This is a genomic window from Vibrio sp. PBL-C16, from assembly GCF_034321865.1.
GTDB classification, from domain to species: Bacteria; Pseudomonadota; Gammaproteobacteria; order Enterobacterales; family Vibrionaceae; genus Vibrio; species Vibrio alginolyticus.
Genome location: NZ_JAXLNY010000001.1, coordinates 1,608,515 through 1,624,074, shown reverse-complemented (window position 1 = coordinate 1,624,074; position 15,560 = coordinate 1,608,515). Strand labels below are relative to the sequence as shown.

Genomic DNA, 15,560 nt, shown 5'->3' with positions numbered 1-15,560 from the left:
AGTCGTTATGAGCAATAAGGTCATCCTGGTTGTTCTAGATGGACTGAACTATCAGGTAGCCCGTGATTGCATGGGCTACCTCAATGGTCTTCTAGAACAAAGTCGTTCCCAACAAGAAACTCGCGCAACGCTTTATCCTGTGCAGTGTGAGCTGCCCTCTATGTCTCGCCCACTTTATGAGTGCATTTTAACGGGCGTTCGCCCTGTAGAAAGCGGCATCGTAAACAACAATATCGTTCGTCTATCCAAACACGATTCCATTTTCAGTTTGGCAAAAGCCCAAGGAAAAGTGACCGCTGCGGCTGCCTACCACTGGGTAAGTGAGCTTTATAATCGCGCGCCATTTGAACCTGTTCGCGATCGTTTCACGCATGATGAAACCCTGAATATCCAGCACGGCTGCTTTTACCATTGGGATCATTATCCTGATGAAGCCTTGTTCCTGGACGCAGAGTATTTACGTCGAAACTATCAACCTGATTTCTTACTGATCCATCCGATGAATATCGACGATACAGGACATAAGTTTGGCCTAGACTCTCGCCAATACCGCAATTGTGCGCGAGGTGCAGACATTATTCTTTCCAACTACATCGATCAATGGCTTGCTGATGGGTATCAAATCATTGTGACCAGCGATCATGGCATGAACAACGATCTTTCTCACGGTGGGATTTTACCTGAAGAGCGAGAAGTTCCCCTGTTTGTCATTGGTGATAAGTTTACCCATCAAGATTGTCATATTAAGCAAACTGATATTTGTGGCACCGTTTGTCAATTGCTAAACCTTGACCACACGAAGCCATACACTCAGGAATTGTTAGCACTATGAGCAGTTCAGTCCTCTCCCCAAGCTCCAGCGAATCACGTTCAAATTTGGCAAGTACTTGGTTAAAGCGCTTTAAGCCAGCCATTTGGTTGGCGCCTTTCGCACTGTTTTTCTATCTATTTCAACTCGCACCGATGATTTGGGTACTGTTAAACAGCTTTATCTACGATGGCGAGTTTGCCTTCGATAACTACATTGAAGTGCTCGACTCCGCCTTTATGATGCAGGCGTTTGGCAACAGTTTGTGGTTAGCTGTATGGTCGAGCATTTTTGGCTTAGCCATTGCGACTCTGTTGGTCTCTTCTCTGCGCAGAGTCGATTCTAAAGTCCGCGACGGTGTGATTGCGTTTACGAACATGAGCAGCAACTTTGCAGGCGTACCTCTGTCATTCGCTTTTATTATTATTTTGGGCACCAATGGGGCGATTACCCTTTTGCTCAAGCAGTATGGCTTACTCGGTGATTTCGACCTTTATGGTAAATGGGGCCTGCTGGCCATTTACATCTACTTCCAAATCCCGCTGGCGGTATTGTTGCTCTACCCTGCGTTCGACGCGTTGAGTGATGATTGGCAAGCTGCTGCTGCGCTACTGGGAGCCAAAACATCACAGTATTGGGCGAAAATCGCGCTGCCAGTGCTCTCACCAGCCTTATTCGGTACCTTTATTATCTTAATAGCCAACGCAATTGGCGCTTATGCGAGTGTTTATGCGCTGACCTCCGGTAACTATAACGTCATCACAATTAGAATTGCGAGTCTGGTATCGGGAGACCTGTTCCTTGAACCTAATCTCGCCGCTGCAATTTCGGTGATTCTAATGGCGTTACTTGCCTTTATCACAGTGATTAACCAATGGCTCATTTCGAAAAGCTATGCAGGTAGGAAGTAGTCATGAACAACGTTAATACTCGATTCCATAAAACGGTGGTTTATTCCATTGTTGGGATCATGCTCATCCCGATTTTAGCGACCTTTGTCTATTCGCTTTCATCACGCTGGGGCGCCACGGTGCTTCCAGATGGTTTCACTTTTGATTGGTACGTTAAATTGCTGACCGACCCACGCTTTTTGCAAGCGTTTGGGCGTTCGCTGTTTATTTGTATTGCTTCGCTAACCCTCAGTGTGATTCTAGTTCTGCCAGCGATATTCGTGGTGTTTTACTACTTTCCAAGGCTCGATAAGCTCATGAACGTATTGATTTTGCTACCATTCGCTGTACCACCAGTGGTGTCCTCCGTCGGCTTGCTTCAACTTTATGCTGACAGTGAAATCTCCCTTATCGGTACTCCTTGGATTCTAGTAGGTACTTACTTCACCATCGCGTTACCGTTCATGTATCGTGCGATTTCTAATAGCTTCGAAGCAATTAACCTTAACGATTTAATGGACGCTGCACACTTGCTAGGAGCAAGCACAACCAAAGCGTTTTTGATGGTCATTTTACCTAACCTCAAAAAAGGACTGATGGCATCGCTTTTCCTTTCATTTTCATTTCTATTGGGAGAGTTTGTGTTCGCCAATATTTTAGTCGGCACACGTTATGAAACCCTGCAAATCTACTTGTATAACATGCGTCAGACGAGCGGCCACTTTACGTCTGCCTTAGTGATGACCTACTTCCTATTTATTTTTTTACTGACTTGGTTGGCAAGTCGTTTCAGCCGAGGAGTCAAACAATGAGCTACGTAACAGCGAAAAATCTGACTAAACGTTTTGGTGATAACACCGTATTTGAGGACATTCACTTTAACATCGAGCAAGGTGAATTCATTACGCTTTTGGGCCCTAGCGGTTGTGGTAAATCGACACTACTTCGCAGCCTTGCAGGGCTTAACCCTGTCGATGGAGGCGAGATTTGGGTAAACGGAGAAGATATCACGCATCAAGTCCCGCAAGAGCGTGGTATTGGGATGGTCTTTCAATCGTATGCGCTGTTTCCCAATATGACCGTCGAAGGCAACATTGCATTTGGCTTAAAAATGAAAAAGCTTGCGAATGATGATATTCGACGTGAAGTGGCTAAAGTCATCAAACTGGTGGATCTGGCAGGTAAAGAAAAACACTATCCGCATCAACTTTCTGGCGGTCAGCGCCAGCGTGTCGCACTCGCACGAGCGTTGGTGGTGAAACCTCGCATATTATTGCTTGATGAACCACTTTCTGCGCTTGATGCCAAAATCCGCAAACACCTTCGTCAGCAAATCCGAGACATTCAGAAAGAGATGAATCTCACCACTATCTTCGTAACTCATGACCAAGAAGAGGCGATGATTATGTCTGATCGTATCTTCCTAATGAGTAAAGGGGAAATTGTTCAAGCAGGAACACCTGAAGAAATTTATACTCATCCTGCTAACGAGTTTGTGGCCGGTTTCATGGGGCACTACAACCTTGTAGAGGCCAATAAAGCCAAGCAACTCTTCAACATTGATACCGAATGGAAAGTAGCGATTCGCCCAGAGTCTATATATGTAAAAGAGCAAGGTCGTCAATATGATAGCCACATCTCAGCGCCACAAGTAGGTACGATCACCAACCACCAGCTTCTAGGTAATGTTATTCGCTATCAAGTGAACGTTGAAGAGTGTGAGCTCACTGTTGACTTGCTTAACCGCTCTTCAGAACGCTTACTAGCGAATGGCAGCCAACTAGAGCTACTCTTTAACCTAAACGAAATTCAGCCAGTGAGAGCCTAAACATGTCCAAACCTTTGTATGTTTTTGATATGGATGAAACCCTAATAAACGCTGACTGCGCAATGATTTGGAACGAGTTTATGGTTGAGAGAGACATCGCGACTGATCCTTTATTTATTAAGGAAGATCAGCGTCTAATGGCCTTGTACTCTGAAGGCAAAATGGACATGGAAGATTACCTAGCGTTCTCCATGAAGCCACTAGAAAACATGCCGATTGAAGAAGTAAACGCCTTGGTTGAAGAATGTGTTGAAAGCCATATTTTGCCTAAACAGTTCCCTCAAGCCAAAACCCTGATTGAGCAACTGTCTCGTGATGGTATAGATATGGTTATCATCTCTGCCAGCGTCACTTTTTTGGTGGAAGCCGTTGGTCGCCGTCTTAATATTCCAACCGCACTCGGAATTGATTTAATCGAGAAAGACAACTGTTTTACCGCTGAAATCGAGGGTATCCCGAGTTATCGTGAAGGCAAAGTCACGCGATTAAAACAGTGGCTAGAAAATCAGCCTGAGCGTTATTCCGAAATCCATTTCTATACCGATTCAATCAACGATTTACCGCTTTGTGAATACGCGAACTACGCTTATCTGGTAAATCCATGCCCACAACTAAAAGAACACGCCAACAGACCGAATTGGAGTGTGTTAAGTTGGGGGTGATATAGCCTCACAAGACCGTTCTTCCTAAGTAAATACTTTTCTATTTGTTCAAAGAGCAGTTCTTTCTGCTCTTTTTTACTTCTCTTCATCACAAATTAATCACTTGATTAAATACTGATTAATTTTTCACATGTCGCATGAGAAATCAGCGTCTTATAATTAATCAAATGTTTAATATTTTGAGAGAAGATTGTGACGGAAGCGCATCGAAGGGCGGGAAGACCCACAGATAATATCGACGCACGGGAAAAACTGATTTTCCACGCGCGCGAACTCTTCACCATTATGGCTTATGACAAGGTCTCTACTCGCCTAGTCGCGCAGAAAGCAGGCGTGAACGTGGCGATGATTCGTTACTACTTTGGCAACAAAGAAGGCTTGTTCGAGACCATGTTGCGCGAAACACTGTCACCGATGCAAAAGCAGATGCAGACGTTGGTATCCAACAGTAACGAGCAAAACTTTCTCGATCTAATGCGCACCTACTACCGCGAAATGATCAAGGTACCACAGTTCCCACGCTTAGTTGCCCAAGTTATGAATATGCCCCCATCGGAAACCCAACGCAAACTGCTCGAAAAAGTCTTCGCAGATATCAGCAAGCCAATGCAAGGCGTGATCTTTGATAAGTTGATCGACAGTGGCGTTTTACGAAAAAACGCCGACCCTCAACTTTGTCGCGTCTCTTACATCAGCTTGATGGTGTTTCCTTTTATGGCACCACCAGCACTGCTCGCCATTCATGGCATTGAACTTTCTGAAGCCTTCTTGAACCGATTATTCGAACACAACATACAACTGATGAAACATGGATTTTTGGACTCGGGCGACCAATATGAAGATAAATAAAAAGCTGCTGTTCTTTCCTGCTCTTGCGGTGGGGGTCGTCATTCTGTTTTTGGCGATTAGCCTAAAACCAGATTTGCCCGTAAAACCCTCTGGAGATCGTGCACGGTTGGTCGAGACGATTCCACTTGAGCTAAAAGCCATTGCTCCAGTAGCCATAGGGTTTGGCAAGATCGCCCCAAAAGTGGAATGGAAAGCGATAGCCGAAGTGACGGGTAAAGTGGTCTACCGCCATCCGCAACTGGAAAAAGGACAAGTGTTGCAAGCAGGGACAGAAATCTTGCGCATCGACCCGCTCGATTACGAGTTGAAACTGGTTCAAGCTCAAGCCGATCTCAAATCTGCCCAAACCTCTCTGGCTAAGCTGAACCAAGAAGAAGCGAATCTCAAAAGCACACTCAAGATAGAAGCCAACCGTCTGGTTATCGCCAACAAAGAGTTAGACCGTAAACAAAACCTACGTAAGAAAGGCTTAACCTCGCAATCGGATGTAGATCAGCAAGAGCAAAGCGCGCTCTCTCAACGTAAGTTAGTACTGGATATTGAAAATCAAATTGGTTTGATGCCGGATGAGAAACGAGTCGCGGAAGCCCTAGTTAAAGTTAATGCATCAAAAGTGGATGAGGCCGAACGCTCGCTTGATAAAACCATCATCACGCTTCCTTACGATTTGCGTATTGCTGACGTAGAAATTGAGAAAAAGCAAGTGGTTAACCTCCAACAAACCATGGTGACAGGACATGGTATTGATGTCATGGAAGTGGAAGCTCAACTATCCATTCATGACATGCAAACTTTGGCGGCGAGCATCGGTGAGTTTGTCCGCGATGAATCTGGTATTCCACAACCTGATATGAATGCGATTCATGCCAACATTGAACTCAGCAGCGGTAACCTCTCTGCAAGCTGGCCTGCGAAAGTTGCACGCATCAGCGAAACGGTTGATCCAAGCCAAGCGACGGCCGGTGTGATTCTGGAAATTGAACAAGACTACCGTGCATTAAACCCAACGTCTGCGCCTCCATTGGTGAACGGCATGTTTGTGCGAGCCTTAATTGAGGGGCAAGAGAACCCGAGTTGGGTCATCCCAGAGCGTGCGCTTCATGGCGATAAGATTTACCTGATGGGCGATGACAACCGTCTGCAAGTCGTCACGGTTGAAGTGTTATATCGTCGCAATAACCAAGTGGTGATCGATGGTGAACTAGAGCAAGGTCAGAAGCTGATCATCAACGATTTGCTGCCTGCGATTAACGGCATGCTATTGAAAGAGTCACCTGAACAGTCAGAAACGGCTATTGAGGAGTCTGATTCATGATCCGATTCTTCGCCAAGCATCCAACAGCAGCCAACTTGCTGATGCTAACGCTGCTGATATTGGGGATTTCTTCACTTTCCACGATTAAGCGTGAAACTTTTCCTGAGTTTGATCCGCCCTACATCCTAGCTGGTGTGGTTTACCCCGGCGCTTCCCCTCAAGAGGTAGAAGAGAGCATCTGTATCCGAATGGAAGATGCTGTCGATGGCCTTGCCAACATTAAAGAAACTCAGTGTGAAGCGATTGAGGGTTCTGCGCGTCTTATCTTAAAACTGAATGAAGAAGCCGACATTGGGCGCATGTTGGTTGATGTTCAAACCCAGATCAACTCGATAAACGACTTCCCACAAGAGATTGAATCTCCTGTGGTCCAAGAGCTCGATTGGAACGAGCCAGTTGTGGATGTCGCGATCACCGCAGATACCACATGGCCAGAGCTAAAAGCGTATGCCGAACAGCTTAAACGCACGTTAAAAATCGATTACGATGTCTCTTTGGTTGAAGTTGCAGGCTTCTCTGACCACCAATACCGAGTAGAGTTAGATACTCAAGCCATTCGCCAACTTGGCTTGAGTGTGGGTGATATTGCAGAGCAGATTGGTCGTCAAAACGTCAAGTTGCCAAGTGGTAATGTCGAAACGCCAGATAAGAACTTTCTGATCCGCTTTGACGAACGACGCGTGACGCCGGAAGAGCTTGAGACTATCGTCGTGGGCTCTGGTACAAATGGCTCAATCATCCGTCTAAGAGATATTGCGACGATTACCGACCGGTTTGAATTGGACGAACAGAAAGTCCTCTTCGATGGTCACCCTTCTGCCCTACTAAAAGTCAGCAAAAACGAAGAAGACGATGCACTGCGCATTAAAGAACGTGTTGCTCAATTTGTCGAAGAACAACAAGCCATCGCGCCAGACGGTGTGATGCTACAAATGACCAATGACCTTTCATCCGTGCTTTGGGATCGCCTGACCATGATGGTCAAAAACGGTTGGCAAGGTATCATTCTGGTCTTCGCCACCATGTGGTTGTTCTTTAGTTTTCGCTATTCCTTTTGGGTCGCAGCTGGTTTGCCCGTTGCCTTCTTAGGTGGGTTATTTTTGATGGCGCAACTTGGCCTGTCCATCAACATCATGTCTTTAGTCGGGCTACTCATGGCCATCGGTATCATGATGGATGACGCCATCGTTATTGCCGAATCGATTGCCGCTCACCTCGACCGAGGAGAAGAGATCGATGATGCCGTGATAAAAGGCGTGAAAAAGGTACTGCCGGGGGTCATCTCTTCCTTTTTAACTACGGTGTGTATTTTCGGTAGCTTGTTATTTTTGCAAGGTGAAATGGGTGCGGTACTTAAAGCGGTTCCTCAAGTTCTGATCCTCGTACTGAGTTTAAGTTTGGTGGAAGCCTTCTTGATCTTACCTAACCACCTTTCTCATTCACTGCATAAACAAAAGCAAGAGCGAACAACACCGAAGTTCAAACAAAAGCTGCTCGCTTCTTTTGAAAACTTCCGCAACACCACCTTGGTCAACGCAGTGGATAAAGTGGTCGAGTATCGCTATGCCTTTATGGGTGGCGTGGTTGCCTTGCTTCTTATCTCCGCTGCCACGTTAGTAGGTGGTTTGCTCAAGTTCCAACCCTTCCCTGAACTGGATGGCGACATTGCAGAAGCGCGTATTATTCTTCCTCCGGGTTCTTCTCTGTCTCAAACGGAAGCTGTCGTCGGTAAGATCGTTGCTTCCGCTCAAAAGCTAGATAAAGAATGGACAGAAAAAGTGGAAGACGGCAATCCATTGGTTCTGCACATCACCAGTCAATTCAATGCTAACGCCGACGCGAATGAATCTGGCCCTCACATTGCCACGGTACGTCTGGATTTGCTGGGCGCCGAGAGTCGTAACACACTCATCGATGAATTTATCGACGCATGGCGTGAAGACATTGGTGAACTTGCGGATCCTATCTCACTGGTATTTAAACAACCGACCATGGGGCCAGGTGGCCGGGCGATTGAGATTCGAGCGAAGCATGATGATCTGGATGCACTCAAAGCAGCCTCTATCGACATTCAGCAATACTTGAATGAATTTGACGGTGTCCATGGCGTATTAGATGACATGCGCATGGGTAAAGAAGAAGTCTTGGTTAAACTTCGTCCTGGGGCGGAAGCTTATGGTATTAACGGTCAGCTCATTGCCAATCAATTGCGCGCGGCTTTCTTTGGCCAAACCGCAGACGAGATCCAAGTTGGGGTAGAAAACATTTCCATCGAAGTTCGCCTCAATAAAGCGCAAGCTGGTGACTTACAGCAATTGGCAAACTTCCCAATAATCTTGTCCGATGGTAATCAAATCCCACTCGCGACCATTGCAACTTTGGATTTCCAGCGTAATTACGTAAGAATCCAGCGCATTGATGGCTTGCGCACTGTAAGCGTATTCGGCGATATCGACAATACGAAAGCCAACTCAACCGCCATTATTCGTCAGTTCCAACAGGATGAAGCACCAAAGCTTATGCAAAAGTATCCTGGTCTTCGCTTTGATTTTGAAGGTGAAGCCAAAGATACCGCTGAAACTGGCGCATCAATGGGTAAAGGCTTCTTGCTTGGTTTGTTTGGCGTGTTTGCGATTCTGAGTTACCAATTCCGCAGTTATTTGGAACCATTCGTCGTCATGCTTGCGATTCCCCTCGCTTTTATTGGCGTGGTATGGGGACACATCCTACTTGGTCACTCATTAAGTATGCCAAGTATGATGGGCTTCGTCTCATTAGCAGGGATTGTGGTGAATGACTCGATTCTGTTAGTTCAGTACATACGCCATCATGTGGATGAAGGGGATAATGTGCATGACTCAGTAGTCAAAGCCAGTCGGGAACGCTTTAGAGCAGTATTCCTAACATCAATGACCACTGCAGCAGGTTTGCTTCCGTTACTGACTGAAACCAGTTTGCAAGCACAGGTTATCCAACCACTGGTTATCTCCATCGTGTTTGGTATTTTCGCATCCACTCTGCTGGTGTTGTTTATGATCCCTGCTGCGTATGCCATTTTAGCTGACTTCGGCCTAGTCCATAAGCACGAAGAAATCTAAAACGACTGATAAGTAAACTTATCAAAATGAACAAGAGCGGCTTAGGTCGCTTTTTGTTCAATACCAACACGTTAAAAAACACACAATCACTTAACAAACAGAGGGTTATTGTGTCTCATTAAGTGTGAATATGAACAGTTAAGGATTAAGTATGTTGAGTTTTATATAACCAAATCAAATAACCAACACAAGATTTATAATATGTCTTATTGTCAAAAACGGAATTTCACAGAGTAAAAATACACGTAGGCAACACATTCACAATTTAAACTCACGATAATGAAAACATTGATTGAAGAATTAACATTTTAACAATCATTACAACAATGTTAACTTTAGCCTCGTTGGTCGCGCTGGTGGTAAGCCTCTCACCAAGCCTATTGTCAGTTTTATATGGACGTTCGACCACCTCCAAAATGAATAGACACCCAATTTGGTGCCCTTTTTTCGCCCGTGAAAGCATTCTTCGCGGGCTTTTTTCTTCCCACTGAAATGGGCTTAATCTGCGTTAGTTTCTTTGCTCAATCTCTCTGTTTTTCCAGTCGTATACGATTCGATTACCGGAGACAAGTCCAGTAATTCCAATACTTTTTTTTCAAAAGTTTCATCAGCACTTCTCACCCAATCTAAAAACTTCTGCTTAGCAAACATCGATTCGTACTTATACCAAAACTCGATGCTCAGGTAGAATTCATTTTTTATGGGTAAATTGTATACTCTTCGTAATTCACTCTTATACTTAATATTACCTTCTGAGTATTTTGAGTATTTGTTTTTTCCAACTTCAACTAGCTCACACTTTATTGGTGGATAACCACTTAAGAAACCTCTAATTAAATATTCTTCTTTTTCTCTTTTTCGGTCTTCACTTTCTGGAATTTCTCCCCATTGTTTATTCGCACGCTTAGTCAATTCTTTCATCAAGTCTGTATGATATCCCCTCATAGAGCCTTCACTTTGCTCCGGGGCATGATAAAAATCATAATATTCTCTCTCTAAAAATGAGGACAATTGACTAATATTATCAATATCTTCTCCAATAGATTTAACCCGTAGCCTAATATATAATCCACCTAGTTTGTTAATAGGAAGCAAAGGGTTTAATATTTTCTTCTGAAACAAAAAATATACCGTAGCTAATTTTATAAACCTTTCATGCCTCTCTATTTTTGATTCAACATCGAACTGTTCTAAATTAACAAGATCCTGGTATACATGTCCTTCATATATGTTGTTCGGACACTCAAATGACAGTACTAAGTCATCTATCTGGAACGCATTATGTAATAAATTAGAGAAATCCGGCTTTCCTCTAAAACCATCTTTACACATTTTAATAAAACTCATATGTCTATCTCTTATTCTTCAAATATGCATCAATACCTTTAAACGAGAGCCTGCAATATGAGTTCTAATTCAAGTAAAGGTAAGCCACATACTAAGGTATTATGAAGGTCAAAAAGGAGATCGGATCTTTTCTAAATTTTAAATATCTAACATCACCTCCACTTTACTGAAATCTACACTTTTAAAAGTTACATCCGCTCCATCCAGCAATAGCTCATCAAACACGCCAACTATTGATAATAAGCTTGAGGATTCTGATCTCCACCCATGAAATGAGAAACAAAAAAGCCAGCCTTAAAAGGCTGGCAAGTTGAGCAACAAGGTCAGTGCTTACTGCTAACTAACACCGAACTCGTATTGGATTCATTTTCGTCTGTTAGTCTCTCTTAGCGGCGTTTATGACTTGCTTGCTTTCTCTTTGTGGCACGTTACCTTTACTAACTGTTCTTGCTCATCTTTAATGTTTTTCACGATACGCTCATCACGTGCGTGAATGGCATCCATGTTCATTTGCTGAATATCTGCTATAGCTTCATGTTTCATCTCAGAAAAGTCCTGACGTAAATCTGAGCTCCACTCCTCTTTGTCTAAAGTGTTAGCAGCAGCGATTGGTGATGACATTACAGCAATAAGACTTAGAGTAGATAGAAATACGCTTTTCATAATAAGCTCCTTGAGGATTAGCAGTTAATTTTAATTACAATTTATATATTGCACATACGATGCCAACTTTTATTTTGTTATTTTTCAACAACTTAAATAAACCCTCATATTCAAAGTTATCTTCGTCTGGTAAATTTCGCTAACCAAGTGTCAAATTAACCATACGAATTTAAAACATTAGAAACATACACATTGAAAATGCTTTGTCAGGCAGTTTTCTCATCAGATAATTACGTAACTGCCCACTAAAAAATCGCTTTGAATCAAAATGCGGAAGTAAATTACCACCTTCTAAAGAAGGTGGCTTTGTGTGAGCCCCCTAAAAGGGGGCCTTTGTTTAGTCCAGCGCCAATTGCTGCTGCTCTACTCGCTCTTGCTTCTCTTGATGTCTTACATATCGGCGTATTATTTCTTCATTGATTCCAACACTATCGACAAAATAGCCTCTTTGCCAAAAGTGATTACCCCAAAGCCTGTTCTTCCTAAGGTGAGGAAACTTGCTAAATAGCTTTAAGGCTATTTTGCCTTTCAATACCCCCATCAACTTGGATATCGAAAGCTTTGGTGGGACCTTTACAACTAAATGTACGTGGTCAACTTGTACGTTTAGCTCTACGACTTCACATCCAAGTTGATTACAGTAAACATAAATACATCGATAAACTTCTTTACCTATATTGTTCTTCAAGATCCTAAATCGATACTTTGGCGTCCACACTATATGGTATTGACAACGCCAAAATACGTGGGAAGCTTGATTGTATCTACTCATGTTATTTGTCCTCTTTGACTTCTGGAAAAATCAAAGACGCATTTAGCATGAGTAGTTTTACAGGCAAAGCCGAAACGGATGATAACCACCTACTGAAGTAGGTGGTTTAGGGCTGAAAACAAAAAAGCAGCCCGAAGGCTGCTCCTAATCGTTAACATCAAGCTTGTTAACTCGATACGCTTGCTTCAACGCTCGACGTCACTGGCGACTTTCTGAAACGATTAATCAAACGATGGATAAACCTCTTAATCGATCTGAAAATATTTTTAATATCTTCAAGCATTAAATACAAACAAGGCACCAACACTAAAGTCAGAACCGTTGCGTACAACACCGCAAAGCCCAAAGCGACAGCCATCGGTATGACAAAACGCGCCTGCAAACTCGTTTCAAACATTATCGGCAATACACCCGCAAACGTCGTTATTGAGGTGAGCGTGATAGCTCGAAAACGAGCACAACCCGCCTCAACAACCGCTTGTTTGATGTTCATACCCTTTTCTCTCACTTGGTTTACGTAATCTGTCATAACCAGAGAGTCGTTAATAACCACGCCAGCAGCGGCGATCAAACCAAATGTCGACATCATACTGATGTCTAAACCTAGCCAGAAATGGCCCCAAATCGCCCCCGTCAGACTAAACGGAATGACGGACATTACAATCAAAGGTTGGGTATAACTTTTTAACGGTACAGCTAACAAGATGTAGACGATGATCATGCCTGCAATAAAGAACAAAATCTGTTCATTACGCTGCGCAGCCTGCTCTTCAATATCACCACCCAATTCTGTTTTCACACTCGAGAACGCTCGCTTCATATCCGGTAAGATATTGTCGTCAATGACCTTCACGATTTCTTGAGGTTCAACCAATTCTTCGTCTATCGAACCATAGACATAAACGGTTTGATACCCGCCTTCACGTCGAATGCTACTCACGCCCGGCTGCTCATTGATCTTCACCACATCACCCAACATGACCTTCTTACCTGCTGGTGTGGTAATCACAGCGTAACGCAATGATGAGAATGCTTCACGCGTCAATTGCGGGTAACGCACCATAACTTTAATTTCTTCACCATCACGAATAATGCGCTGTGCTTCGCCACCATAAAAGCTGCCACCAACTTGCTCTGCGATCATGGTGAGATCCAGACCGAGATCGTACGCTACAGGCGCAAGAGACAGGAGTACTTCTTTGCTTCCAGAATCAATAGAAGATGAAATATCATATAACCCTTCTTCCTGCTGTAAACGCTCTATCAAGTAACGCCCAGCCTCGTTGAGCTCATTGATGTTAGAACCAAACAACAAGTAGCCAAACTCATCTCTGTCACCACCACCCGCACTCTGCTCGCGGATTTTGATGCTCTTCATACCTGGAATAACAGGCATAGCTTCACGCCAACGTCGAGCCAGTTCAAATGTATTGAACGGGCGTAACTCTTCATCAACCAGAGGTACTAATACACGACCTTCGGTGCGGCTTCTGTTGTACGACAGCACATCACGAATCATTCCTTGACCATGTTCTGCAATGGTCTCAGATTCGATCTTTTGCATGACACGTTCAATAGCCTTGAGTGCACTGATTGTCTGCTCACTTGAAACGGTATCATTCATTTCAATAGTGATCGCAGGATAGTCAGTCGGCACTTTAGGGTTAGGGATCACCCGAACATAATTCGCGTTGATCAAAGCCGCGCTGATCAGCAGTAAACCACAGAACACCGCAAACACTGTCCAGCGCCAATGGGTGCATGTTGTTACAAAGTTCCGATATGGACCATTTACAAAACCAAAAAAACGTTGGTTAAATCGGTCACGCCAGCCACCTGGTTTAACTGGCTTAAAATGAGTATGCGCAAGGTGTGCAGGAAGGATCAGCTTCGATTCAATCAAACTGAAGATCAAACAAAGAATCACGACCCCCGCGATACCATAAAAGAAGGCACTATCAATACCGCTAGACAACAAGAAAGGGGCAAACACCGCAATTGTGGTTAACACACCGAAAGTGGCTGGTGTGGCAACACGTTTTACACCACGAACCACGTTTTCGACGCCACCGCCTTTTTCTTCAATTTCGCTGTAAGCGCTCTCTCCCATCACGATGGCGTCATCAACTACAATACCGAGCACCATAATGAAGGCAAAAAGAGACACGATGTTTACCGTGATTCCTAATGCAGGCATCATCATTACGGCACCGAGAAAACAGACAGGTAGCCCAATCATTACCCACATAGCCAAGCGGAAACGTAGGAAAATGGTCAGCATAATCGCGACTAATGCAGCGCCTTGCAGCAAGTTTTTCAACATCATGTCGAGACGCCCATTTAAATAATAAGTCGTATCAACTAAGACTTTGAGCTTAACATCCTGCGGTAATGTCTTGTTTTTTGCTTCAATATAATTACGAACGGACTGTGCAACAGGGATAATGTTCTGGTCACGAGTTGCTTCAACAGACATGTAGATCGCATTTTGACCTGAGTATTCAAAGTAGCGCTCTTCTTCCGTAAAGCCATCTTTTATTGTGGCAATATCTTGCAACAGAACCTTTGCACCATTTGCGCCAAGCTTTACAGGAATATTTCTAAACTCATCACCACGGTAGTATTGGTTTTCAATCCTTACTGCAATCATCCCTGAGTTTGTTTTTACTTCGCCCGCAGAAAAGTTGGCTGAGTAACGGCTGATCGCGCTGCTGATATCGCTCAACGTCAGGTCGTATTTACGAAGAACAAGTGGGTCAACTTCAATCGCTATTTCTTCTTCTGGCGCACTCAGGTACACCAGCATGACGTTTTCTAACTGAAGTAATTCATCTTCGATTTGCTTAGCAATCGGTTTAAGCTCCTCGAGCGGTCGGTCCCCAACTAACCCCATTTCAATTACATCTTGGCGCCATTCAACTTGGTAGACATTGATTGGTTCCATACCCGCTGGTAAGTTAGACAAGGTATCAATACGTTGGTTTACATCATCCAAGACACGCTTGATATCGGCATTAACGTCTACCTCGATGGAAACATACGCGCTACCTCTAGAGGCCGTTGAGACTGCTTTTTTAATCCCGGTGACGTCTTTAATCGATTCCTCGACCTTAACGAGAATACTCTCTTCTATCTCTTGAGGAGAAGCGCCAGGATAAGTCGCACGAACATCAATGTAGTTCACCTCAATATTCGGAAACATCTGCCTTTGAATAAAGAGAAAACTCACCACACCCATGATAATGATGAACACCATCAAAAGGTTGGCAGCGACGGGGTTATTCGCAAAATAGGCAATTAAGCCCTTTTGTTTAGTATCTTCCATGAC

At 44.0% G+C, this 15,560-nt stretch carries 12 protein-coding genes; 8 read left to right on the top strand and 4 right to left on the bottom strand.

Translation table 11 applies throughout. The annotated features are described in order from the left end of the window. The first annotated feature begins 7 nt into the window (after positions 1 to 7). The 8 genes from UQW94_RS07110 (at position 8) to UQW94_RS07075 (ending at position 9,450) form a co-directional block, all read left to right on the top strand. Complete coding sequence (locus UQW94_RS07110) at positions 8 to 832, top strand: alkaline phosphatase family protein (protein ID WP_005373854.1); 825 nt, start codon at positions 8 to 10, stop codon at positions 830 to 832. Then, positions 829 to 1,719 carry an ABC transporter permease gene (locus UQW94_RS07105; protein WP_017633568.1) on the top strand — a complete coding sequence of 297 codons (891 nt, stop codon included), beginning with the start codon at positions 829 to 831 and terminating at the stop codon, positions 1,717 to 1,719. Before UQW94_RS07110 ends, UQW94_RS07105 begins: the two co-directional genes overlap by 4 nt. A gap of 2 nt (positions 1,720 to 1,721) precedes the next feature. Next, complete coding sequence (locus UQW94_RS07100; RefSeq protein WP_005373859.1) at positions 1,722 to 2,510, top strand: ABC transporter permease; 789 nt, start codon at positions 1,722 to 1,724, stop codon at positions 2,508 to 2,510. Continuing rightward, positions 2,507 to 3,526 carry an ABC transporter ATP-binding protein gene (locus tag UQW94_RS07095; protein ID WP_005373862.1) on the top strand — a complete coding sequence of 340 codons (1,020 nt, stop codon included), beginning with the start codon at positions 2,507 to 2,509 and terminating at the stop codon, positions 3,524 to 3,526. Before UQW94_RS07100 ends, UQW94_RS07095 begins: the two co-directional genes overlap by 4 nt. A 2-nt stretch (positions 3,527 to 3,528) precedes the next feature. Then, positions 3,529 to 4,188, top strand: coding sequence for an HAD family hydrolase (locus tag UQW94_RS07090; protein ID WP_225473857.1), 660 nt, complete (start codon positions 3,529 to 3,531; stop codon positions 4,186 to 4,188). Positions 4,189 to 4,380: 192 nt separating this feature from the next. After that, positions 4,381 to 5,037 carry a TetR/AcrR family transcriptional regulator gene (locus tag UQW94_RS07085; RefSeq protein WP_225473855.1) on the top strand — a complete coding sequence of 219 codons (657 nt, stop codon included), beginning with the start codon at positions 4,381 to 4,383 and terminating at the stop codon, positions 5,035 to 5,037. Then, a complete protein-coding gene (locus tag UQW94_RS07080; protein WP_225473854.1) occupies positions 5,024 to 6,352 on the top strand; it encodes an efflux RND transporter periplasmic adaptor subunit in 1,329 nt (442 codons plus the stop codon). The genes UQW94_RS07085 and UQW94_RS07080 overlap by 14 nt, the downstream gene beginning before the upstream one ends. Next, entirely contained in the window at positions 6,349 to 9,450 is a 3,102-nt protein-coding gene (locus tag UQW94_RS07075) for an efflux RND transporter permease subunit (RefSeq protein WP_322142137.1), read from the top strand. Before UQW94_RS07080 ends, UQW94_RS07075 begins: the two co-directional genes overlap by 4 nt. Positions 9,451 to 9,948: 498 nt before the next feature. Here UQW94_RS07075 and UQW94_RS07070 read toward each other — a convergent pair whose 3' ends face one another. The 4 genes from UQW94_RS07070 to UQW94_RS07055 all read right to left on the bottom strand — a co-directional run bounded on the left by UQW94_RS07070 (position 9,949) and on the right by UQW94_RS07055 (position 15,557). Beyond that, positions 9,949 to 10,797 carry a DNAase gene (locus UQW94_RS07070; RefSeq protein ID WP_322142136.1) on the bottom strand — a complete coding sequence of 283 codons (849 nt, stop codon included), beginning with the start codon at positions 10,795 to 10,797 and terminating at the stop codon, positions 9,949 to 9,951. A gap of 396 nt (positions 10,798 to 11,193) precedes the next feature. Beyond that, positions 11,194 to 11,460, bottom strand: coding sequence for a hypothetical protein (locus UQW94_RS07065; protein ID WP_005373876.1), 267 nt, complete (start codon positions 11,458 to 11,460; stop codon positions 11,194 to 11,196). 337 nt (positions 11,461 to 11,797) lie between these two features. Beyond that, positions 11,798 to 12,232, bottom strand: coding sequence for an IS200/IS605 family transposase (gene tnpA, locus UQW94_RS07060; RefSeq protein ID WP_017633711.1), 435 nt, complete (start codon positions 12,230 to 12,232; stop codon positions 11,798 to 11,800). Between the two features lie 166 nt (positions 12,233 to 12,398). Then, positions 12,399 to 15,557 carry an efflux RND transporter permease subunit gene (locus UQW94_RS07055; protein WP_322142135.1) on the bottom strand — a complete coding sequence of 1,053 codons (3,159 nt, stop codon included), beginning with the start codon at positions 15,555 to 15,557 and terminating at the stop codon, positions 12,399 to 12,401. Positions 15,558 to 15,560 lie beyond the last annotated feature (3 nt).

Coding starts and splice junctions, on each gene's coding strand:
- UQW94_RS07070 (WP_322142136.1), bottom strand. CDS start 10,797: ATGAGTTTTATTAAAATGTGTAAAGATGGTTTTAGAGGAAAGCCGGAT.
- UQW94_RS07110 (WP_005373854.1), top strand. CDS start 8: ATGAGCAATAAGGTCATCCTGGTTGTTCTAGATGGACTGAACTATCAG.
- UQW94_RS07090 (WP_225473857.1), top strand. CDS start 3,529: ATGTCCAAACCTTTGTATGTTTTTGATATGGATGAAACCCTAATAAAC.
- UQW94_RS07105 (WP_017633568.1), top strand. CDS start 829: ATGAGCAGTTCAGTCCTCTCCCCAAGCTCCAGCGAATCACGTTCAAAT.
- UQW94_RS07055 (WP_322142135.1), bottom strand. CDS start 15,557: ATGGAAGATACTAAACAAAAGGGCTTAATTGCCTATTTTGCGAATAAC.
- UQW94_RS07080 (WP_225473854.1), top strand. CDS start 5,024: ATGAAGATAAATAAAAAGCTGCTGTTCTTTCCTGCTCTTGCGGTGGGG.
- tnpA (WP_017633711.1), bottom strand. CDS start 12,232: ATGAGTAGATACAATCAAGCTTCCCACGTATTTTGGCGTTGTCAATAC.
- UQW94_RS07065 (WP_005373876.1), bottom strand. CDS start 11,460: ATGAAAAGCGTATTTCTATCTACTCTAAGTCTTATTGCTGTAATGTCA.
- UQW94_RS07100 (WP_005373859.1), top strand. CDS start 1,722: ATGAACAACGTTAATACTCGATTCCATAAAACGGTGGTTTATTCCATT.
- UQW94_RS07095 (WP_005373862.1), top strand. CDS start 2,507: ATGAGCTACGTAACAGCGAAAAATCTGACTAAACGTTTTGGTGATAAC.
- UQW94_RS07075 (WP_322142137.1), top strand. CDS start 6,349: ATGATCCGATTCTTCGCCAAGCATCCAACAGCAGCCAACTTGCTGATG.